Origin of the sequence: Marilutibacter aestuarii (genome assembly GCF_006546775.1) — a bacterium.
GTDB lineage: Bacteria > Pseudomonadota > Gammaproteobacteria > Xanthomonadales > Xanthomonadaceae > Marilutibacter > Marilutibacter aestuarii.
Map to the genome: position 1 here is coordinate 1 of NZ_VICE01000007.1, position 21332 is coordinate 21332.

18 protein-coding genes are annotated in these 21332 nt (G+C 70.6%); 6 read left to right on the top strand and 12 right to left on the bottom strand.

The genetic code is table 11. The features are described 5' to 3' along the window. Positions 1 to 442 precede the first annotated feature (442 nt). Positions 443 to 805, top strand: a complete 363-nt coding sequence (locus FKV25_RS00990) for a hypothetical protein (protein ID WP_141516924.1) — start codon at positions 443 to 445, stop codon at positions 803 to 805. A 122-nt stretch (positions 806 to 927) separates the two neighbouring features. Continuing rightward, positions 928 to 1083: a hypothetical protein gene (locus tag FKV25_RS16070; protein ID WP_170218457.1), complete on the top strand. Its 156-nt coding sequence runs from the start codon at positions 928 to 930 to the stop codon at positions 1081 to 1083. 19 nt (positions 1084 to 1102) lie between these two features. On the opposite strand, the gene FKV25_RS00995 is transcribed toward FKV25_RS16070, so the two are convergent. After that, complete coding sequence (locus FKV25_RS00995; protein WP_211345332.1) at positions 1103 to 3769, bottom strand: alpha-amylase family glycosyl hydrolase; 2667 nt, start codon at positions 3767 to 3769, stop codon at positions 1103 to 1105. A 349-nt stretch (positions 3770 to 4118) separates the two neighbouring features. Here FKV25_RS00995 and FKV25_RS01000 point away from each other — a divergent pair, with 349 nt between their 5' ends. Further along, a complete protein-coding gene (locus tag FKV25_RS01000) occupies positions 4119 to 6893 on the top strand; it encodes a TonB-dependent receptor (RefSeq protein WP_141516926.1) in 2775 nt (924 codons plus the stop codon). A gap of 451 nt (positions 6894 to 7344) precedes the next feature. On the opposite strand, the gene glk is transcribed toward FKV25_RS01000, so the two are convergent. Then, positions 7345 to 8352, bottom strand: a complete 1008-nt coding sequence (gene glk / locus FKV25_RS01005) for a glucokinase (protein ID WP_141516927.1) — start codon at positions 8350 to 8352, stop codon at positions 7345 to 7347. A gap of 161 nt (positions 8353 to 8513) precedes the next feature. Here glk and FKV25_RS01010 point away from each other — a divergent pair, with 161 nt between their 5' ends. Continuing rightward, positions 8514 to 9308: an undecaprenyl-diphosphate phosphatase gene (locus FKV25_RS01010; RefSeq protein WP_141516952.1), complete on the top strand. Its 795-nt coding sequence runs from the start codon at positions 8514 to 8516 to the stop codon at positions 9306 to 9308. 24 nt (positions 9309 to 9332) lie between these two features. Here the strand turns inward: FKV25_RS01010 and FKV25_RS01015 are convergent, their stop codons facing one another. Together FKV25_RS01015 and FKV25_RS01020 are read right to left on the bottom strand one after the other, a co-directional pair. Next, complete coding sequence (locus FKV25_RS01015; protein WP_141516928.1) at positions 9333 to 9959, bottom strand: YbhB/YbcL family Raf kinase inhibitor-like protein; 627 nt, start codon at positions 9957 to 9959, stop codon at positions 9333 to 9335. A gap of 121 nt (positions 9960 to 10080) precedes the next feature. Next, positions 10081 to 12150, bottom strand: a complete 2070-nt coding sequence (locus FKV25_RS01020; RefSeq protein ID WP_141516929.1) for a tetratricopeptide repeat protein — start codon at positions 12148 to 12150, stop codon at positions 10081 to 10083. 124 nt (positions 12151 to 12274) lie between these two features. Between FKV25_RS01020 and FKV25_RS01025 the strand changes: the two genes are divergently transcribed. Both FKV25_RS01025 and FKV25_RS01030 read left to right on the top strand, forming a co-directional pair. Next, positions 12275 to 13078, top strand: coding sequence for a lysophospholipid acyltransferase family protein (locus FKV25_RS01025; protein WP_141516930.1), 804 nt, complete (start codon positions 12275 to 12277; stop codon positions 13076 to 13078). A gap of 45 nt (positions 13079 to 13123) precedes the next feature. Further along, complete coding sequence (locus tag FKV25_RS01030) at positions 13124 to 14110, top strand: YheT family hydrolase (RefSeq protein WP_141516953.1); 987 nt, start codon at positions 13124 to 13126, stop codon at positions 14108 to 14110. An 8-nt stretch (positions 14111 to 14118) separates the two neighbouring features. Here the strand turns inward: FKV25_RS01030 and FKV25_RS01035 are convergent, their stop codons facing one another. The 8 genes from FKV25_RS01035 to FKV25_RS01070 form a co-directional block, all read right to left on the bottom strand. Further along, positions 14119 to 14568: a hotdog fold thioesterase gene (locus FKV25_RS01035; RefSeq protein ID WP_141516931.1), complete on the bottom strand. Its 450-nt coding sequence runs from the start codon at positions 14566 to 14568 to the stop codon at positions 14119 to 14121. A gap of 158 nt (positions 14569 to 14726) precedes the next feature. Next, the gene (locus FKV25_RS01040; protein ID WP_141516932.1) at positions 14727 to 14921 is read right to left on the bottom strand and encodes a hypothetical protein; all 195 of its coding nucleotides are present in this window, start codon (positions 14919 to 14921) and stop codon (positions 14727 to 14729) included. 283 nt (positions 14922 to 15204) lie between these two features. Continuing rightward, the gene (locus tag FKV25_RS01045) at positions 15205 to 17220 is read right to left on the bottom strand and encodes a phospholipase D family protein (protein ID WP_141516933.1); all 2016 of its coding nucleotides are present in this window, start codon (positions 17218 to 17220) and stop codon (positions 15205 to 15207) included. Between the two features lie 13 nt (positions 17221 to 17233). Further along, positions 17234 to 17785 (bottom strand): YceI family protein, encoded by a 552-nt coding sequence (locus FKV25_RS01050; RefSeq protein WP_170218458.1) that lies wholly within the window; start codon positions 17783 to 17785, stop codon positions 17234 to 17236. Positions 17786 to 17884: 99 nt separating this feature from the next. Further along, on the bottom strand, positions 17885 to 18361 hold the full coding sequence (locus FKV25_RS01055; protein WP_141516935.1) for a SixA phosphatase family protein: 477 nt from the start codon (positions 18359 to 18361) through the stop codon (positions 17885 to 17887). 61 nt (positions 18362 to 18422) lie between these two features. Next, complete coding sequence (locus FKV25_RS01060) at positions 18423 to 19052, bottom strand: ParA family protein (RefSeq protein ID WP_141516936.1); 630 nt, start codon at positions 19050 to 19052, stop codon at positions 18423 to 18425. 83 nt (positions 19053 to 19135) lie between these two features. Then, the gene (locus tag FKV25_RS01065) at positions 19136 to 20338 is read right to left on the bottom strand and encodes a hypothetical protein (protein WP_141516937.1); all 1203 of its coding nucleotides are present in this window, start codon (positions 20336 to 20338) and stop codon (positions 19136 to 19138) included. A gap of 47 nt (positions 20339 to 20385) precedes the next feature. Next, a complete protein-coding gene (locus FKV25_RS01070; RefSeq protein WP_141516938.1) occupies positions 20386 to 21303 on the bottom strand; it encodes an AEC family transporter in 918 nt (305 codons plus the stop codon). Positions 21304 to 21332: the final 29 nt, after the last annotated feature.

Sequence of the window (21332 nt, forward strand, 5' to 3'; positions counted from 1 at the left end):
CATGACTCGCTAGGCGATCTGACGCCCGCCGAGTACCGCCAACAAGTCGCCGGAGGTTCTACTTCTGAAGTGTCTGCTTGACGGGGAAGCTTACGAAGCCTCCTCGAGGGCGCAAGCGATCAACTCCGGAAGAGGATGCAGGGCAAGTCCTGCTTCAACTTCAAGTCGGAGGATCCACTGCTCTTCCGGGAAATCGATGCGCTTACCCGGAAATGCGCGAAGGCCGCGCGGTAGCCCGGCGCCGCGCCCGTACGTCCCTTCCGGTCGACGTGGCTCGGCACCACGCCAAGGAGTTCCCAGGCGCCGCAGGGCGAGGACACCAGAGGCGCACAGGCTGGGTCGGCGCTTGAAGACGTCGCGTGCGTGGCCGACAATCGATCCGGGCCGGCGTTGTTTCGCGCCATCGCCTGGAACGCGACACCCACGTCAAACGGAGGGTTCCATGCACAGGATGTACAAGCAGGCTTTGCTTCTCGCCGCGATCGGCGCTTTCGCGATCCCCGGCCTCGCCGCCGAAACCTACAAGGTCACCGCCGAGATCAGGCACGCGGACACGGTGGTCGACACGCCCACGCTGGTCGTCAGGGATGGCGTGCCGGGCCAGGTCAGCATCAACGGGGAGTCCGGCTACCGGCTCCGGGTGACGGTCACCTCGCCCGAGGAAGGAGAACTGGATGTCGCCGCGAAGGTCGATACCCACAAGGGGTCGGTCTCGACGTCGGTGACCACGGGCATCGGAAAGCCGATGGCGCTGTCGGCCGGGGAGCTCGGCTTGAGCATCACGGTGGAGCCCGCCGGAAGCTGACGGAGCCTGTGATGGCGGCGTGGCCGCTTGCTCCGCACGCGACAGGCTTCGGGGGATTGGCAAGCGCACGGCAAGGGCCACGGGCGCGGCCCGGACACGGGGACGACTGCCACGCTGGCTGCGTGGACGGGTACGGCAACGCACGGCTGATCTTCATGGGCCCGCGGATCTTCGGGTTGATGGGCTGCGAGATCGTCGAAGGCGAGCGCCGCCGCACCGACTACTTTCGCGTGCCGGGGGCCGCCGGCATGCCGCCGGGAGGCGGCACCGGCCAGTAGGCACGGTCACCACGACGCGTCAACGCGACGCGTCGCGGTCCAGCACCACGTCGATGGCGTCCATGACGCGCGGGTCCTCGGGCGCGCCGCCGCCGAACTCGACGGGACCCGCTTCCGGCGCGAGGGCCCGATAGCCGCCGTCGTAGTCCCAGGTGGTGAGGTACACCATGGCGCCCTCCAGGCTGTCGATGCCATCAAAGGCGTTCGCCGGGAAGGTCACCGTCAAGGTGCCCGCCGCCGCGTCCGCGTGCAGCGACGGACCCGGGGTGACGGTCTCGCCCTCGTGTTGGGCGTCGGCGCCTTCCGCGCGGGTCAGCAGGTTCGACCAGCCATGCGCGCGCCAACGGTACTGCCAACGCCGGTCGCCGGGCAGCCGCGCGGCCTGCTGCGGCATCACCGCGGTGCCGTCGTCGCGGCCGGGCAGCGACAGGTAGGCGGTGAACGCGACATGGTCGAAGCCGTTGGCCGGATGCCAGGCCTGGCTGATGCCGGCCATGCCGATCTCCAGCCGCAACGCGCCGCCCGCACGCCAGGCACGGACCCGGTGGATGTCGGCCGGATGGCGCTCGCGCCAGCCGGGATCGCTCGGGTAGCGGTAGCGTCCGTTGGGGCCGGTGTCGTCGCCGACCGGGTCGTCGCGGTCGGCCAGCGGCTGCCAGTCGAGTGCGACACGGAACGTTGCAGGATCGCTGGTGGCCCCGGTGACCGGATCGCGGGCGAGCAGCCGGTGGACGCGATCGGGATCGATCATGCCATCGGTACGCAACCGCGCCTGCCAGCGCCCATCGGTGCCGACTTGAATGACCTGCGCATGGCCGAGGTCGCCGTCGACGATCAGTTGGATGCGGGCGAGGGCCGCTGCGCGCCCGCTCACGAGATGCTCGCTGTCCGCGATCACCCCGGGCATCGGGTCCAGCCGCAGGCGCGGCAAGGGTGCCTCGCCGCGCGGTAACATCGCCCGCGCCTCGGCGGGGGTGGGCACCGGGCCCGCTCGCCACACTTCCCCGCCGTGCGCGGGCAGCACCAGGCTGATCGTGCCATCGGCGCCGACCACGAGGTCGCGTGGCGTGCCCTCGATCGCGAAAGCGCCGCGCAACGGCGTCCCGGCAGGCAGTCCGGTGGCCACCCGGTCCAGCAGCATGGGCGTATCGGCGCTGTTGAACGCGACGAGCGCGTGGCGGCCGCCTTCGCCGTCGATGCGCCAGGCGATCGCACCCGAGCGCGCCGGATTGTCGGCCAGCACCGTCGGCGTGCCGCGCGAGAACAGGGTGTCGCCCCGACGCAGCGCAATCGCTCGCTGGAGGTAGCGGTAGAGCGGCGCGCCGGTATCGAAGTGGTCGCGCCCGCCGCTGCCGAAGCCGGTGGCGAACATCGCCGGCCGCTGTTCCATGAACCCCTGCTCGGTGCCGTAGTAGATGACCGGGATGCCGGGCAGGGCCAGCATCGCCAGCAACGCCTGCTTCAGCCCCGCTTCGCTGCCGCCGGCGAGGAAGCGATCGACGTCGTGGTTGTCCACGAAGGTCGGCATCCGCCAGGGGTCCGCGTGCAGGGCCATCATCGCGCGGATGCGGTGCCCCAGCTGTGCCGTCGGCCCCCCGCGCGCGAAAACGTCGCCCAGGTCGCCGTACAGCGGGAAGTTGATCATCGACGGCAGGCCGCGGGGCGTGCGCATGTAGGCGTCCAGCTTGCGTGCACGGGTGTCGTCGTAGGGGGCATCGACGCCGAATCCCTCGCCGAATGCCAGGAAGTCCTTGCGTCCGGTCGCGGCGGCGACCGCGGCCATGCCGGGAGCGCCAGGATCGGTGGCCTGCATGAAATCGCTGAAGAAGTCGGCCGGCACGTGGAAGGCGGTGTCGACGCGAAAGGCATCCACGCCGACGTCGCGGATCCAGTCCCCGTACGCCTTGCGCAAGGCGCGCCGGACCAGCGGGTTTTCCGTGTCGAGGTCGTCCAGCCCGGCCAGCTGATGCTCGAGCTCCTGGCGACGATCGGTGTAGTCCGCGATCGCCGGGGTCCAGTGGTAGATGCCGGCATCGCGCTGCGCACGATCGCGCGGATCGTTGCGGTCGAACGGCGGCTGCACGGGTGCGGCATGGCCGGTCGGATCGCGACGCACGCGGCAGTTCTCACCGGGTTTGCTCGGCGCCGGCGGTTCGCAGGCGAGGAAGTCGCCGACATGGTTCACCACCACGTCCTGCACCAGGTACATGCCGCGGCCATGCAGCGCGCGCGCCAGGGCGCGGTAGTCGTCCAGTCGGCCGTAGTGCGCATCCACGGCGCTGAAGTCGCTGGCCCAGTAGCCGTGGTAGCCGCTGAAGCTGCGCGACGGGTTCAGCCACTGGTTCGCGACCGGCGGCGTGATCCATAGCGCGGTCGCGCCCAGTTGCTGCATGTAGTCCAGGCGTCGGGCGAGCCCGCGTAGGTCGCCGCCGCTGTAGCGGGTGCCGTCGCCCGGGTCGTACTCGCCGGCGCCCTGGTCGTTGTTGCCGCGGTCGCCGTCGTCGAAGCGGTCGATCATCGCGAAGTAGATGACCTGGTCGCGCCAGTCGGGCGATGGCACGTGCAGGCCGGCGTCCTCAGCCACCGGCCCGACGACACCGGAGGACATCGCCGCCCCCGCCTGCAGCAGCGCGATGGCGCCCAGTACACCGGCGACTCGCCGCAGGGCCCCGGTCCCGCCCGGCACGCACCGATCCCGCCGGCCCGCCGCCGCGCCTCCGCTTGTTCGCGCCATCCCGCCTCCCTCGCTGCATCCACGGCGGCCGACCGTGCGCCGGCTCGCCGTTCGTCGGACATCACTATTCCACGGTGTTTCGTCCGCCGATCCGCTGCATACGTCTGCAGCCGCGGTGAATACGTTTGCAGGATCGTTTGTGCAGTTGCACCCGCGTCTACTATCGCCCCACGCCACGATGGCGACGCCGTTCGGTGCGTCGCGGGGAAGGCGTGAAATCGAGGTCTGCCGGAACAAGGGCGCGACAGTCGCCCGGTGTTCACCCCACCGGCAACCACTACCAACCGTGTGGAGGGGAAGCATGTTGCAACTCAGGCGTAATCTACTCAGCGTGGCGCTGGCTTCAGCGACGCTGCTGATGGCCGCGGGCGTCCAGGCACAGTCCGTGGCCGAGCCTGCCAGCGAAACCGACGAGACCGGGACCCCCGACGGGAACGAAGACGCGACCACGCTCGACAGCGTGGTGGTCACCGGCATCCGCGCCGCGATCGAGAGCGCGATCTCGACCAAGCGCGAGTCGACCTCGATCGTCGAGGCGATCTCCGCCGAGGACATCGGCAAGCTGCCCGACATCAGCATCGCCGAATCCCTCGCCCGCCTGCCGGGCCTGAGCGCACAGCGCGTCGCCGGCCGCGCGCAGGTGATCAGCGTCCGCGGCCTGTCGCCGGACTTCGCCACGACCCTGCTGAACGGGCGTGAGATGGTGAGCACGGGCGACAACCGCAGCGTCGAGTTCGACCAGTATCCCTCCGAGCTGTTCAATGGCGTGACCGTCTACAAGACGCCCGACGCATCGCTCGTCGGCCAGGGCCTGTCGGGCACGATCGACATGCGCACCGTGCGCCCGCTCAGCTACAGCGAGACGGTGATCGCCGCCGGCGGTCGCCTGCAGCGCAATTCGCTGGGCTCGGCCGCGAACGCGGACGAGGACGGCAACCGCATCAACGCTAGCTACATCGGCCAGTTCCTGGACAACACGCTGGGCCTGTCGATCGGCTATTCGCACACCGAGACGCCGATCCAGGAAAACCAGGTCGGCCTGTACGAGCCCTGGCAGCAACTGGGCGACGGCTGGCGTCCCGGCGTGGCCGGGGGCACGTGGTATTCCGACGGCATCAAGGCGCTGCGCCGCACCGGCCGCACCGAGCGCGACGGCGTGATGGCCACCCTGCAGTACCGCCCATCCAATGCCTGGAACAGCACGCTGGACCTGTTCCACTCCGAAGCCGAGCAGGTCGACACGGCCAACCAGTTCGAGGTCAACCTGGGCAACTACAACGGCGGCTATGCGCCGGGCCTGCAGATCACCAATCCGGAGGTGAACGGCAACGGGACCTTCACCGGCGGCACCGCGAGCGGCCTGTACCCTCTCGTGCGCGGCATGTACAACAAGCGCGAGGACGAGATCGACGCGTTCGGTTGGAACAACGAGTTCAACGTCGGCATGGCGCAGATCGTCGCCGACATCAGCTACTCCAAGGCCACCCGCGACGAGATCAACCTGGAGAACAACACCCAGCTGGCGCCGATGCCGCAGCTCGACACCCTGCAGCTGGACTACTCGAACAGCGATTTCTCGCAGCTGGTGCCGGGCCTGGATTATTCCAATCCGGACACGCTTTTCCTGACCAACACCATCTACGGCTCCGGCTACGGCAAGGTGCCCCAGGTCGAGGACGAGTTGCGCGGCTACCGCGTGTCGGCCCTGCTGCCCGCGCCCGAGATGCTGGGCTGGCTGTCCGACATCGAGTTCGGCGTGAACCATGCCGACCGCGAGAAGAGCAAGACCCAGCCCGAGGGCAACATCAACCTCGGCCCTCAGGGCGACACCACGATCGGCGCCGACCTGCAGTACGGACTGGTCGACCTGGGCTTCGCGGGCGTGGGCTTCATCCCGTCGTGGAACGTGCCCGGCGCCGTGGCGCGCTACATGACCTTCGCGCCGAACTCCGACGCGTCCTACCTGGTGTCCAAGGCGTGGACGGTGAACGAGCAGATCACCACCGGCTACGTGCAGGCCGACATCAATACCCAGTGGGGCTCGGTGCCGGTGCGCGGCAACATCGGCGTGCAGGTCCAGCACACCGACCAGTCCTCGAGCGCGAACTACTGGGACGGCACCCAGCCCGCCGGCAGCAACGTGCGTCCCTTCGAGGACGGCAAGACCTACACCGACGTGCTGCCGAGCCTGAACCTGGCCTTCGAACTCCCGCACGAGCAGACCGTGCGCTTCGCCCTGGCGCGCCAGCTGGCACGCGCGCGCGTCGACCAGATGCGGGCGTCGCTGGAATTCGGCGTCGACACCTCCACCGGTCGCCCCGGCGCCAGCGGCGGCAACCCACAGCTGGATCCGTGGAAGGCCAATGCGCTCGACATTTCCTACGAGAAGTACTTCGGCAACCGTGCCTACGTGGCGGCGGCCTACTTCTACAAGGACCTGCGCAGCTACATCTACACCCAGACCCGCGACGACTACGATTTCACTGCGCTGGTCGCCGACTACGTGCCGCCGCCGGGCTCGCCGCCGGTGCAGACCACCGGCAATTTCACCGCGCCGTTCAACGGCCAGGGCGGCACCCTGCAGGGCCTGGAACTGACCGCGTCGCTGCCGCTGGACCTGCTGTGGGAGCCGCTGCGCGGCTTCGGCGTCATCGCCAGCGCCAGCTTCAACGACAGCGACATCGAGATCCTCGACCCGGAAAGCGCCAGCAGCGTCGGCAGCGGCCCGATCAGCCTGCCCGGGCTGTCTGACGAGGTGTACAACCTCACCGCGTACTTCGAACGCAGCGGCTTCGAGGCTCGCGTCAGCCAGCGCAAGCGTTCGGACTTCATCGGCGAGATCGGCAACTTCGCCGGCAACCGGACCCTGCGCTACGTGGTCGGCGAGGACATCATCGACGCCCAGGTCAGCTACACCTTCCCGGAAAGCAGCAGCCTGGGCGGCCTGAGCCTGCTGCTGCAGGCGCAGAACCTGACCAACTCGCCCTACCAGACCTACGCCGGCAGCAAGGACCGCCCGCTGGAATACATCGAGTGGGGCCGCACGTACCTGGTCGGCCTCAACGTGAAGTTCTGATACCCCTTCCCTTGGATTCCGATCCCGCCCCGCCGGCCTGCCGGCGGGGTTTTTCATGGCGGGCCGTCGAGGATCGGGCGCGATGCGGGGGCTGGATGGGAGCGTTCGTGCGACCACCGCTCGAGGGAACGTGGGTTCCCAGGGGCGCGCCGTGCGCCTGCACGGGCTTCGGGGCAGCCCCCACGACAGCTTGCGCGGAAAAACCAGAGGCTGGATCCCAGCGTCCGCTGGGCTGACGACTCGTGGATCGCGGCCGTATCGGCTTCGGCCTTAGGCCCTATCCGGGCTACGCGGTTGCAGCGCCGTAGGATGGGTAGAGCCGAAGGCGAAACCCATCGATGCACGACCGCACCCGGCAATCGCAGGGGCCACCGGGTCCATGCCGGCTGCGGCCTTCGGCCTTGCCCGGGCTACGCGCTTGACCGATGCGCGTAGCGGGCCAGGATGCGGCTCAGCCCCGGTTGGGGTCGCGCATCGACATCGCCGCGCCGAGCAGGCCCGGATACGGGTGGGTCACGACCTGGATCGCCAGTGCTTCCAGGTAGACCGAGAACCGCCCCTTGTCGAGGAAGCGTTCGCGGAACGCGCTCGCACGCAGGAACGGCAGGAAGCGCGGCACCATGCCACCGGCGATGGTCACGCAGCGCGCGCCCTGCACGAGCGCGATGTCACCGGCCACGCTGCCCAGCACGGCGCAGAAGCGGGCCAGCGCGCGCCGGGCTTCGGCGTCGTGCCCATCCAGCGCGAGCGCAACGACGTCCGCGGGCTTTCGCAGCAGTGCTTCGCGGCCGGACGGCTCGCCGCGCAGCACCGCGTCGATGCAGGTCAGGCCCTCGCCGCACAACAGGCGCTCGTTGGACGCACGACCGTAACGCGCCACCAGCCAGCGGGCGATCGCCTCCTCCTCGTCGTCGAGCGGCGCGAAGCTGCCGTGCCCGCCTTCGGTCTCCACCACCTGCCAGCCCGTGGTCGCCGATCCCACCAGCAGTCCCACGCCCAGCCCGGTGCCCGGCCCCAGGACACTGACCGGCCCCTGCCCCAGCGCCTCGACCGGGCCATGCAGGTGCACGCGGTCATCGTTGCCCAGCGCGGGCACGGCGCGTGCCACCGCACCGAAGTCGTTGACCAGGGCGAGTACCTCCAGGCCCAGGCCGTCGCGCAAGCCGGAGCGATTGAACGACCAGGCGCGGTTGGTCAGGCGGATCTCGTCCTGGCCGACGGGTGACGCCACGGCGATCGCCGCGCGACGCGGTCGGACGCCGGTGAGTTCCAGATAGTGCTCCGCCGCATGCTGGAGGCTGGCGTAATCGGCGTTGCGCAACGCGCGGGGCTGCTCCAGCACCGGAGGCGCGCGGCGACCGTCGACCAGGGCGAAGCGGGCATTGGTGCCGCCCACGTCGGCGACGAGGATCCAGTCCGCGTCGCGGTCTCGTGGGGTCGGGTCCGGGGCAGCGCTCATCCAGTCACTCCTGTGTGAATCGCAAGCCTAAACGCTCGCGCGCCCGGCTTCGTCCTGCATACGTTTTCACGCACGCGCGCCGCGGCGATGACGTCGGCAGCCGCGCTCGCCTATGCTAGCGGCCCTGCCCGGGAGCCCGTTGAATGCCCAGCCACGCCGCCGTGTCCGACCTGCTGTCCGCCCTCCTGCTGGGCATCCTCGAAGGACTGACCGAGTTCCTGCCGATCTCCAGCACCGGCCACCTGCTGATCGCCCAGCACTGGCTCGGCCCGCGCTCGGACCTGTTCAACATCGTCATCCAGGCCGGCGCGATCATCGCGATCACGCTGGTGTTCCGGCAACGGCTGTGGTCGCTGGCGACCGGCCTGGCCGATCCGGCGAACCGGCGCTACCTGGCCCGCATCGCGGTCGCCTTCCTGGTCACGGCCCTTGTTGGCCTGCCGGTGCGGCTGGCCGGCTGGGAGTTGCCCGAAACGGTCTCGCCGGTGGCGACGGCCCTGATCCTGGGCGGCATCTGGATGCTGGTGGCCGAGCGCCTGGCCGAGCGCCGGGCGCCGAGCAGCGAGATCACCTGGACGGTGGCGATCCTGGTGGGACTGGCGCAGGTGGTCGCGGGCGTCTTTCCCGGCACTTCGCGCTCGGCGGCGGCGATCTTCATGGCAATGCTGGCCGGCACCGGGCAACGCTCGGCGGCGACCGAATTCGTGTTCCTGGTCGGCATCCCGACCATGTTCGCGGCCAGCGGCTATGCACTGCTCGAACACCTGATGGATGGCGGCGCGCAGCCCGAGGCCTGGGGCGAACTGGGGCTGGCCTTCGTCGCCGCGGCCGCGACGGGCTTCGTGGTGGTGCGCTGGTTGCTGGGCTACATCAAGCAGCACCGCTACACCGTCTTCGCGGCGTACCGCATCGCACTGGGCGCCGCGTTGCTGCTGTGGCTGCCCGCCGGCGGCTGACGCACGCCGACGGGACGCGGCGCCTCAGGCCTCGACGGTCGGGTTCAGCGTGTAGGTGCCGTGGATCGACGCTTCGGCCAGGACATGGCCATGCATGGCGGCGAAGACGTCGGCGGCGGTGAAGCCATCGGACACCGACAGGCGTGCCACGTCGAGTGCGAACAGGCGGAAGAAGTAGCGGTGCACGCGCAGGTCATTGGGCGGCGGGAAGGGGCCGTCGTAACCGTGCCAGCGACCCTCCAGGTCGGCGTCGCCGGCGAACCAGCCGGTGTAGTCGTTCAGGCCCTGGCGGGCACCGTCCGGCCCGTGCGGATCCGATTTGCCGCGCGCGACCACGCCATCGCTGCAACTGCCGGCGGCGATCGCGTCGAGGCCGGGCGGCAGGTCCACCATGGCCCAGTGGACGAAGTCCGCGCGCGGCTGGTCGACGGGAATCTCGACACCGGGCTTGCCGGCCATGCCGGGAACCGTCGGGGCATCGGTGTCGATGCACAGCAAGGCCAGGGAACGGGTGCCCTCCGGCACGTCGTTCCAGGCCAAGTGCGGGTTGCGGTTGGGCGCGAAACCCACGCCATCGCCCTCGCGCTGGCCGGCGGCGAACTCCGCCGGGATCGGCTTTCCATTCTCGAAACTGTCGCTGCGGATCTTCATGCATTGCCTCCAGTGGACGGGAGCCGCGGGGCGTGCCGCGGCGCTACGGTCGAAACCGCGATCCTGCCGCACGCGGCGTCATCGCGCCGCGAGCGCCGCCGACGCGATGCGGGCCACGCGGTCAGCTGGCGGGATAGCCCAGGCGCACCGCCACCGGTTCCAGGATCGCGAAGGCATCGCCAAGGGCCTCGGCGTACTGGCGCCAATGTCCGGCCGGGAAGCGGTCCGGCCCCTGGGAGCCCGTGGCCAGCGCACGCACCTCCGTGCCCAGGATCTCGCCCAGCGCAGTCGCGATTGCCGCGCCGTCGTTGGCGATGTCGTCCATCCGAAGCAGGCTGTGGCGGAAGAGGTCCTGCTCGTGCAGCTCTGCGACCTGCGCCAGCGGACGCGCCATCCACGTCGCTGCTTCCTCGGGCGACGCCAGGGCGAAGGGCACCGGCGCGCCGAAGGCCAGCCAGTCCACCAGCATGTCGCGCGGATCGCGCAACACGAAGATCAGCCTCGCGTCGGGCAGGTGCGGTCGCAGCGCCAGCAGCAGCGCGTTGTCCCACCACAGCAACCAGTCGATGACGCGGCCGTCCCGGATGCCTCGCGATGCAAGGGTGGCGCGCCATTGGCTGACCAGGAACGAAGGATCGAGTTCGCCGTTGAGCAGCGCCTGGGTGGTGCCGTAACGCTGGGTCGGGTCGCTCGGTGGCTTGGCGCCGAGGCGGTCGGCCAGCAGGGGCAGGCGGCCCTGGTCGAGGGTCAGCGCGACGCGTTCGACCAATGAGCCGGGCGCACCCCACAGGAATGCCATCCCCGGCGCCTGTTCGGCCCGCGCGCCCATGGGCGGCCAGGCCGGGATGCGGTCGCTCTGCGGCGGCAACGGCAGGCGCTGCGGCACCGCTTCGGCATGCAGCTCGGCCCATGTGGCGGCCGCGGCGTCGGGCTGGCCGGCGGCGTCGAAAGTGCGACCGAGGAGCTGTCGCAGCATCTTCCGGACGTTCTCGTCCTTGGCCCGTGCCAGCAGGCTCTCCACGCGGTTCACCGCGCCGTCGGGATCGGTGCGCATGAGCCCGTCGATCACCCGAATCTCCGCCGACGAGTGCCCGGGCTGCAGCTCGGTGATCCGCAGCGCGATCGCATCGGCCTGGTCCAGCTCGCCCTGTTGCTGGTGGATCGTCGCCCGCGCCTCGAGCGCGGGGATGTAGTCGGGCATGGCCTGCATCCATCGCTCGACGATCGCCACGGCGCCGGGGCCTGCGAATTCCTCGAACAGCAGGCGGGCGAACCACAGGTCGGGCTGGGTGGGATGCGTGGCGAGCAGGGTTTCCAGGGTGTCGCGGGCCTCTTCGTCGCGGCCGGACTGGCGCCAGGCGTCGGTGAGGCTGGCGACGGCACGACGGTCGCCGGGCTGTGCGAGCACGACCTCCTTCAACAGGGCGGCCGCCGCCTCGTGGCGGCCCGCGTCGAGCTCGAACTCGCCGGCCAGTCGCTTCAGCGCCGGCGAGGCGTCGCCGCGCTCGAGCAGCGGCCGCAGTTCGTCGGCGGCTTCTCCGGGACGGCCCTGGCGACGCACGAGATCGGCGATCATGGCCCGCATCGTGTCGGTGGGTCGCGACTCGAACAGGCGCCGGAAGGCCTGTTCGGCGAAGGCGAAATGGCCCTTGGCGGCATAAGCGAAGGCCAACGCATGTTGCACGATCGGCTCGTCAGGGGCCTTCTCGCTGGCGCGGCTGAGGATCGACAGCGCGCGATCGGCATCGCCCCGGCGCAGGGCGAGCGTCCCCTCGACGGCCGCGACCTGGGGATGCTCCGGCGCGATGCGCGCGGCGGTGCGGACGAGGCTCTCGGCCTGCTCCAGGTCGCCCCGGCCCAGCGCGAGCTGGGCCTGCAGGATGTAGGCCGGGAACTGGTTGGGATCCAGGCCGACGGCCTTCGCCAGGTCCGCCTGCGCGGCGTCGAGCTGGCGTCCGTCCAGCATCAGGCCGGCGCGCTCGAGGTGGAGCTGCGCGTCTTCGGGCGCCAGGGCGATCGCCTGGTCGAGGGCGGCCAGGGCCGCATCGCGGTCACCGCCCTGGCGCAGCGCGGCCGCCAGCAGGCGGTGTGCCGTGGCGTCCTGGGGCTGGTCTTCGACCAGGGTCCGGGCGGCGGCCAGGGCCTCGGCGGCGGCGCCTCGGCGCAGGGCTTCGATGATCGGTTCGTACATGAGGGTCGGGACGTCAGCGGCAAACCACCATTGTAGCGGGCGGGCGTCCGCGCTTCCCGTGCCATCGGCACCCTGCCCACGCCTTCGTTGCCGTGACCGCGCCCTGCTTCGGTATGATTCGCGCATGACTGCGCCCCCCCCACCGATCGGCGCCGGCGCGCGTTCGGCGTGGCCGCTGCGTGTCCTCCGCTATGGTTACCGCGTTCCGCTGCTGCTGGCGCACCTGCTGGTCGGGCTGCCGCTGGTGCTGCTGCTGACCCTGCGTCCGACCCGGCGCCTGCGCGTGCACGGGGAACGTTTCGATTACCGGGTGATCCGTGCCTGGCAGGGCGGGCTGATGCGCATCTTCGGGTTCCGCGTACGCCAGACCGGCACACCGCTGCCGGGCGCGGCGCTGTTCGTGGCCAACCACGTCAGCTGGATCGACATCTCGACCCTGCACAGCCAGCGCATGATGGGCTTCGTCGCCAAGCGCGAGATCGCGCATTGGCCGCTGGTGGGCTGGCTCGCGATCCGCGGTGAGTCGATCTTCCACGCGCGCGGCAGCAGCGAATCGATGGGCGGCGTGCTCCACGAGATGCTGGCGCGCCTGCGCAGCGGGCACTCGGTGGGCGTGTTCCCGGAAGGCCGGACCCGCGATGGCCGCGAAGTCGGACCTTTCCATGCGCGCATCTTCCTGGCCGCGGTCGAGGCCGGCGTGCCGGTGCAGCCGGTCGCGCTGCGCTACGGCACGCGCGGCGCCGCGCAGGCCGACGTCGCGTTCGGACCTGGCGAAAACTTCGTGCAGAACTTCCTGCGCCTGCTCGGCGATCCGCCGCGGGTGGCCGAGGTGCATTTCCTGGAGGCGATCCCGCCGGCGGCGGAGTCCGGGCGCCGCCGCATCGCCGAACTGGCGCGGCAGCGCATCGTCGACGCGATGGCGGGTTGAGCCATGGCCCAACCGGCATCCACGCCCACCGCCCCCGTCCACCGGCTGACCGCCGGGGACTACCGCCCGCCGCGCTTCCTGCGCAGCCCACACGTGCAGTCGGTGCTGGGCAGCAGCCCGTTGCGGCGGCGCCATGGCGAGCGCAGCCTGGCGGCCTGCGAGGCGGAAACCACCGGCCACATCATCGACGGCGGCAATGGCGTTCGCCTGCACGGCCTGCACAGCGTGATGCCGGGCACCGAACCGCGCGGCCTGGCCCTGCTGCTCCACGGCTGGGAGGGCAGCGTCGACTCGAGCTACATGCGCCTGACCGCCGCGAGCCTGTTGCGAGCGGGCTTCGAGGTGTTCCGGCTCAACTTCCGCGACCACGGCGGCACCCACCACCTCAACGAAGGCCTGTTCCACTCCAACCGCATCGACGAGGTCGTGCATGCCGCGCTGGACGTATCGCGCCGCTTCGGGCGCCGGCCGATGGCGGTGGCGGGCTACTCGCTGGGCGGCAACTTCGCTCTTCGCCTCGCGCTTCGCGCACCGGCCGCGGGCCTGCCGCTGGCCCACGTGGCGGCGGTCTGTCCGGTGCTCGACCCGGCCCGGACCATGGACGCCATGGAGGCCGGCCTGCCGCTGTACCTGTGGTATTTCGAGAAGAAGTGGCGCAACTCGCTGGCGCGCAAGCGCGAGCTGTTCCCCGAACAGCACGCCTTCGACAACCGCGTGCTGGGCCTGCGCATGCGCCCGCTGACCCAGTGGATGATCGAGCGGCACACCGACTTCGGCAGCCTGGAGAACTATTTCGACGGGTATTCGGTCGCCGGCGACCGGCTGGCCGCCCTGGAGGTGCCGGCAAGCATCCTCATGGCCGAGGACGATCCGGTGATCCCGGTCGAAGGCTTCCGCGCACTGCGCTTGCCGCCCGCCTCGAGCCTGGAGATATCCCCCTGGGGCGGCCACTGCGGCTTCCTGGAGAGCGCCCGCCTCGATGGCTTTGCCGAGCGCTGGATCGCGGCGCGCCTGGTCGACGCACTGGGCTGACAGCGGCCTCAGCGACGCCCGACGACGGCCAGGGTGAGGCGCGAGACGCAGACCAGGCGGCCTGATTCGTCCTCGATGCGGATCTCCCACACCTGGGTGCTGCCGCCCACGTGCAGGGGGCGCGCGGTGCCGGTGACAAGCCCCTCGCGGACGCCGCGCACGTGGTTGGCGTTGATCTCGATGCCGACCACGCCCTTGCCCTCCGGCACGCACAGGCCGCCGGCGCTGGAGCCGAGCGTCTCGGCCAGGAGCACCGACGCGCCGCCGTGCAGCAGGCCGTAGGGCTGGTGGGTACGCGCGTCGACCGGCATGGTGCCACGCAGGTAGTCGTGGCCGATTTCGGTGAAGACGATGCCCAGGGGCTCCATCGCGGTATTGCGCGAGAGCGCGTTGAGGGCGTCGAGGCTGACGTCGCGGCGGAACGGGGACTCGGGGGCGGGTTCGTGTGAGGCAGTCATCGCCTCACGATACCGCCTGGCACGTCGTGCCGACAGCGGGACAAGAACACCGACCGGCGCGCCCATGAGAGATGGGGAGGGAGGCGCGCCGATCGGCAGGGGAAAACGGGGCCGGGTGGGGGAGGGCCTGTCGGGAGGGCCGGGTCACCGGCACCACTTCACGCACAGCGGTACAGGGGGGTGAAGGTACGGGTGGTGTAGCGGCGGTCAGCGGCGTAACCGCTGCTCTTGCCGTAGCCGACGCCGAAATCGCGTTCGCGGTAGGGGCGGCGGACCGGGTTGGAATCGTCGTTGGCGGCGCGGCGGTCGTCGCGACGGCGGTTGAGGAGCTGGCTGTTGAGGATGGCGTTCATGTCGGTTTCCTTTGGGTTGGTGTGCGGGGGAGCGTCTGGTGGGGGGTTCCGAAGCGGTGTAGTGAATCGGTGTGCTGGTAAAGTATAACACCTAGACGGTTTGCCCATGTGCCGAAAGTCACCCATCGGAAGACACACTCGGTTTTACGGGGCTCCCCGGGCGTCCGGGGTCGCCAGGCGCACGCGCGGCCAGCCACCCCTCATGGGATGGGCCGGGAGGCGCGGGGGTTGCCATGACTGACGGCAGGGGTGTCCCCGGGAAGGGGCGGTTCCGGACGTCCGGCTACAGGATCGGCGCCAGTCCGGCGCCGAAGGCGGTGAAGATCCGCGTAGTGAGGCCCTTCAGGCCCAGGTCGACTTCGGGGAAGTCGCCCACCGGCTGGTAGCAGGCACGGAAGCCCGGGTCGTCCTGCGGCAGCGGGTGCGGGCAGGCCGGGCCGGGCACGAACTCGTAACTGGTGGCGTATCGCCACGGCCACAGGTCGAAGACCGGCAGGTATTCGAAGGTCTTGCCCAGCGAATAATCCAGGCCCGAGAAGACCGGCGGCTTGTCGCGCCGCGCGATGGTCCAGGAGTTGGCGGGCGCGATGTCTCGGCGAATGCTGTCGCCCAGTGCCCGCGCGAAGGCTTCGTCCTCGATGACGACCGCCGCTTCGGTGTTGTAGTGGTCGCCGCGGGGATCGAAGTTATGGGTCCCGACCACGCCGATCCGGCCGTCGATCACCAGCGACTTGGCATGCAGGCCGACGCGTGGCCCTTCCCGTTCCAGCGGCACCGGCGCGTTGGCCGACTGCGACGCGAAGCGCAGGGCCCGGTACTCACGCGACAGCGCGCGCTGGTACTGCGCCCGGCCGACCACGCTGCGCCGGTCGTAGCGCTGGCGCAGGTCGCGATGCACCTCGTCCGCGGCGTCCGCCCCCGCGGTGCCGACGCGTGCCAGGTCGTCGCGTGTCACGCCAGCGGCGGGCGGCGCGTCGGCACCGGCCACCGCCCCACCCTCGCCGCCGACATCGATCGGGGCATCCTTGGGGAACGGCTTGTACTCGTAGATGTGGAAGCCGAACTCGCGCAGGTAGCGGCGCTTGTACTTGTGCGACAGCGCGTAGACGATGAAGGCATCGGTCGCGGCGAGGCTGTTGGTCGACACCACGATGCGCGGGGCATCGGGCCGCTCGTGCATCTGGCGGAACATGTCCTGCGCGGCCGGCGACAGGACCAGGTAGGGGGTCTGCAGGAGCACCTCGTCCCGTGCCGACTCGATGAGTTCGCGCAGGGAGCGGCTGGTGCCGGCCCCGACCAGGCCACTGTGTTTCTCCGGGGTGTCGGACAGGTAGCGCACCTCGCCGACCCGGAAGGCCCGGCGCGCCACCCGTTCCTGCACGACAGCCGGGTCCGCGGCCAGAGCGCGCATCGCTTCCACGCGTTCGGGCCGGTCGTAGACCGGGACCGGCAGCGGCGGCGCGCCGCGGTCCAGGAGGCGACGACCCACGTCGTCGAGCTGCGCCACGGGCGCGCTGCGGTGATCGTTCCAGAACAGCTCGAAATCGGTCCGCATCACCCGCGCGGCAGGGCCCGCCACGAGCACGTCGCGATCGCGGAAATTGTAGTTCTCGCCCCAGTCGTAATAGTCGTTCTGGTAGTTGCGCCCCCCGGAAATCCCCACGGCGCCGTCGACGAGCAGCAGCTTGGTGTGCATGCGCTGGTTGAGGTCGTTCCAGCAGCAAGCGGCGGCGATGACGTATTCGGGATAGCTGAGCCGTCCCTTGTCCATCACCGCGTTGTAGAGGCGGACCTCGAGGTTGACGTGGGCGGCGGCCATCGCGGCCAGGGTGTCGACGTTGCGCATCGCCGCGAGCTGGTCGATCAGCAGGCGCACGCGCACGCCGCGCCGCGCCGCGGCCAGCAATTCCTGCAGGAACAACAGCCCGGCGTCGTCCTCGTCGAAGATGTAGGTCTGCACGTCGATCGAGGTGGTCGCGCTGCGCAGCAGGTCCAGGCGTGCCAGCAATGCATTGTCGCCACGATCCAGGAGGATGGCGTAATGCCGCGGCGCGTCGGGCGTGGAGGAGGCGAATGCCTCCGACGCAAGGCGCCGCAGCGGCGAGGCGGTGGCGCAGTGGCCGGATGTTTCACAGGTGGATTCGGTCGACTGCGCCTCCACGGCGACGGCCTGTGCGCGCACGCGTTGCGAATTGGACAGGCCGGCACAGGCGGGCAGCAGCAGGACCAGGCCCAGCAGCAGCACGACCCGTGCCCGTCGCCGCCAGCAGGATCCGCCTCCCGGCGCGGGATACGCCATCACCACGCCCACCTCACGGCTGTTCGTCCGGGGCCAGCCGCACGCGCATGGTGAAGCGCACGTCCTTGTCCAGCGCCAGGCGCCAGGCATCCAGGCCATAGGCATAGCGATCGACCTGGCCGTGGGCGACCACGTCGCAATCGCGCGCGGGCCGGCTGCAGGTCGCGGGCAACAGATGGAAGGTCTCGATGCGTGTCACGTCGCGTATGGTAAGCCGACCGCGCAGTGGACCGCCGGTTTCCACCAGGCGGATGTCGATCGGATCGGAGAGGAACTCCACGTAGGGAAAGTGCACGGCGTCGAAAAAGCTGTCGCCACGCGCCATCTGCGTGTATCGCTCGGAGTCGCCGATGCGCACGGCCGAGGCCAGCAGGCGCACGCGGACCTGCCGGCGCGTGTCGTCGAGCGCGACGATCTTGCCGTCGTAGCGCGGGAAGTCGCCCTTGACCCGCTGGCCCCAGCGCGTGAGCAGTTCCACGCCGAAGCGCGTGTGGGCCTCGTCGAAGCGCCCTACCGACTGCTGCGCCCTCCCGGGCGGCGCGCCGACCAGCAGGGCGATCGCCATGCCCGCGCAACACCAGGCCCGCCAGGTACCCCCGTCTGCCCGTTTCATGCCGAGGGCCCCCTGCCACCGCATGGCTGCATCAAGCGCCCGGGGCTCCGGTCAGGGCCACCAGAAGGCGCTGAGCTGGGCGATGCCCGGCTCCAGCGCCGCTTCAGGAGGCACCGTCAGTACCGCGAGGCCAGCCGGTGGCATGCCGCGGTACTCGCTCGTCTGGCCGCTGTGCAACAGGGCCGACAGGCGCTCGAAGCCCGGATTGTGGCCCACCAGCATGAGCCGGCCGACGTCGGCATGGGTGTCGGCCAGCGCGATCAGGGTGCCGGGCGTGGCCTCGTAGATGGAGGGCTCGATGCGCTGGTCGACGTAGCCGATCACCGACAGCACCGCCTCGAGCGTCTCCCGGGTCCGCCGCGAGGGCGAGCACAACACGCAGTCCGGGATCAGCCGTTGTTCGGCCAGCCAGCGCCCGGCCGCCTCGGCCTCGGCCAGGCCCTCGGCCGACAGCGGCCGGTCGAGGTCGGCGCGCCCCACCACGGCGGGTTCGGCGTGGGCGTGGCGAAGCAGGATCAGTTCACGCATGGACGGGCCCCGATGGGTGGATGGGACGGCGCCGGGCGGGCGCCAACGCCGGGGACCGGCCTCAACGCTTCAGCCACCGCAGCAGGGAGGTCCAGTCGTCCTGGTGTTCGCGCACCTTGGCCGAGTGGTAGTCGAACAGGCTCTTGCCCAGGCCGGTCAGCAACACGTAGGCCTGGCTGTCGCGCAGCTCGGCCACCAGCGGGTAGGGCCAGTGCTTGAGCAGTTCCACGGTCTGTTGCGAGGTGTTGGTCCACGGGCGCAGCTTGTTGGCGACCAGGCCCACGCCCAGCTCGCCCTTGCGCACCCGGGTGTGCTGGGCCAGCGACTCGAGGAACGGGACCGTCGCTTCCAGGTCCAGGGTCGACGGCTGCACCGGCACGACCACATGGTCGGCGATGTCGAGCAGGTGCTCCAGCGAATCGCCCATCGCCCCGGCCGGCGCGTCGATCACCAGGCGCTGGGTGTCGTCGGGCAGCTGCTTGCGCCAGCTCTTGCGCTTGGTCCCGTCCAGCGGCAGGACGGCGCTGTCGGCGGCGGCACGGCGCTCGGCCCAACGGGTCGAGGAACGTTGCGGGTCGACGTCAAGCAGGACGGTGTTCAGGCCTTCGAGGGCCGCGTGCGCGGCCAGGTGGGTGGCAATGGTGGTCTTGCCGACCCCCCCTTTGGAACTGGCGACCAGCACGGTTTTCATGCGCGCTCCCTCCGGACGGAATCCGCAGCCTACACCGCCGGCGCGGGCCCGGCCATCGACAACGCGTGACGACGCGCCCGGGATCACGCCCCCGGGGGCTCACCTCCGGTCAGGACCCGCTCGCGCTGGCGCGGATTGGCCGGCAGCCAGTCGTCGGGCGGCTCCAGGCGCCCCTGTCGTCGAAGAAGGGCCTCGAGGGCGACCATCTCGCCTTGGTAGACATGGGCCTCCCAATAGCCGGGGATCGTGAGCGCGTCCTGGGGATACTGTTGCTGGATCCACAGGAAGCGGCGGAGCTGTTCACGCCATTCGGCGCCTTCCGGCCTTCCCTGCGTCAGACGGACCATGCCCGCCAGTCCCAGCGCTCGCTCGTAAAGGGAGGACCCGACGGCGAGCCGGGACATCAGGCGGCGGCAATTGCCCGAGCGCGTCGCCGTCATCGGGCGGACGGGGTCCGGGCGGCACGTGGCCATGACCGCGTTGAACGGCGGCAGCCCATATGCCGCGGCGCGGGCGGATACGGAAATAGCGGCCAGTTCCGCGTCGGTCGCGGGCCTGCCGAGGCCCAACTCCCGGCCGATCTGGGCGCGGGTCCGGGCATCCAGCGGCGGTATAGGCGCGTCCCGGGTGGCTTCGGTCAACATGGCGAGGACGTCGCCGTAATGGAAGTCCACGTGATCCGCCGCCGCCGCAAGCCCGAGATAACGGTCGGTTGCCGCCGCATCGCCCTGTTCCCAGGCGTCGGCGAGCGAAGGCAACCAGTGCGCCGCATTGTCCGGCGCGATCGCCTGCAGGCGCGCCAGGGCCGCGTCGCGGTCGCATGCCGCGTCCCCGGCCATGCAGAACTGCAGCTCCATCCAGGCCAGCAGCGGATCGTCCGGCGCAAGCCGCGCCGCCTCCCGCAGGGCGGCCATCCGCGCCCGCTCCAGCGCCTCGGTCTGGTCCGGCGCATCCGGAAGCGGGAGCATCATCGCGAGCGCCAGGTGGGCGTAGGGGTCGCCCCGTGCCGCGAGGGCGCGCAGGTGGGACAGGATCGCGGCGTCGTAGTCGGCGTACCACTGCTGCATGGCAGCCGAGGTTCCATCCGGCGAAGGGTAGGCAACAGGGGCAGGGCGGCCCGTGGACGTCGCCGGCGCGGGCGCCGCATCCGCCGGCACGACCGCGACATCGCCGGCAGCGCCCGCCACCGCATCCGGCGAGCGATCGGCCTCGCCGCACGCGGCCAGCATGACCGCCGCGACGCCTGCCGTGAGCCAGGCGAGCGCGCGCGAGTGCAACCCATCCATGCCGTCATCCCCTCGTGATCCAGTCCACGGCGTAGCAAGGCGAACGCTCAGGCAAACAGCGATCGCGCCAGCATCGCCCAAAGCGGCAGCGTCGCCATCGACAACAGTACGCCGTAGCCGACCATGGCCGCGGCCAGTCGCGGCGCCAGGCCCTGGGCGATGGCCAGGGCGCCGGCGGTGACCATCGACGGCATCGCCGCCTCCAGCAGGGTCGCCTGCGCCATGACGCCCTGCAGGCCCAGCAGCGGCAGCAGGGCGAGCGCCAGCAGGGGCATGAGCGCCAGCTTCAGCAGCAGGCCCACCGCCAGCGGACGCAGCTCGTCGCGCGGCAGGGCCAAGCGCACGGACAGGCCGATGGTCAGCATCGCCAGCGGCAACAGGGCATCGGAGAGTTTCTGCAGGCCGCCGGCGATCCAGTGCGGCGGTTCGGCGGGCATCACGCTGAAGCCGACCAGCAGGGCCCACAGCGGGGGGAAGCGCAGGATGCGCACGGCGATCTCGCGCGCGCCGGGGGTGTGCTCGCCGCCATAGCGCGCCAGCACCCACAGGCCGAAGGTGGACAGGATCACGAAGGCGCCGAACTGGTCGTAGACCACCGCGTAGGGCAGGCCGGCCTCGCCGACCAGGGCCCTCACCAGCGGGTACCCCAGGTAGCTGGTGTTGCTGAGGGCGACGGTCAGCAGCAGCACGGCATGTTCGTCGCGCCGGAAGCCGAGCCAGCGCGCGCACGCGCCGACCAGTACGACGGTCGCCAGCAGCAGCAGCCAGGGTACCGCGACCACCCCCAGCAACGCCGGTTCCAGCGCCAGGCGCGGCGCATAGCGCAACACGGCCGCCGGCAGGCAGACATAGAGGATCACCAGGTTCAGCACCTGCGGTGCATCGCCGGGCAGCACCCTGAAGCGCTGGAACGCGTAGCCCAGCGCGAGCATCGCCAGCACCAGGGCGAAGGCATCGAAGGCCATCGGCGGCTTCCGTGTGGGGGCATGCCATC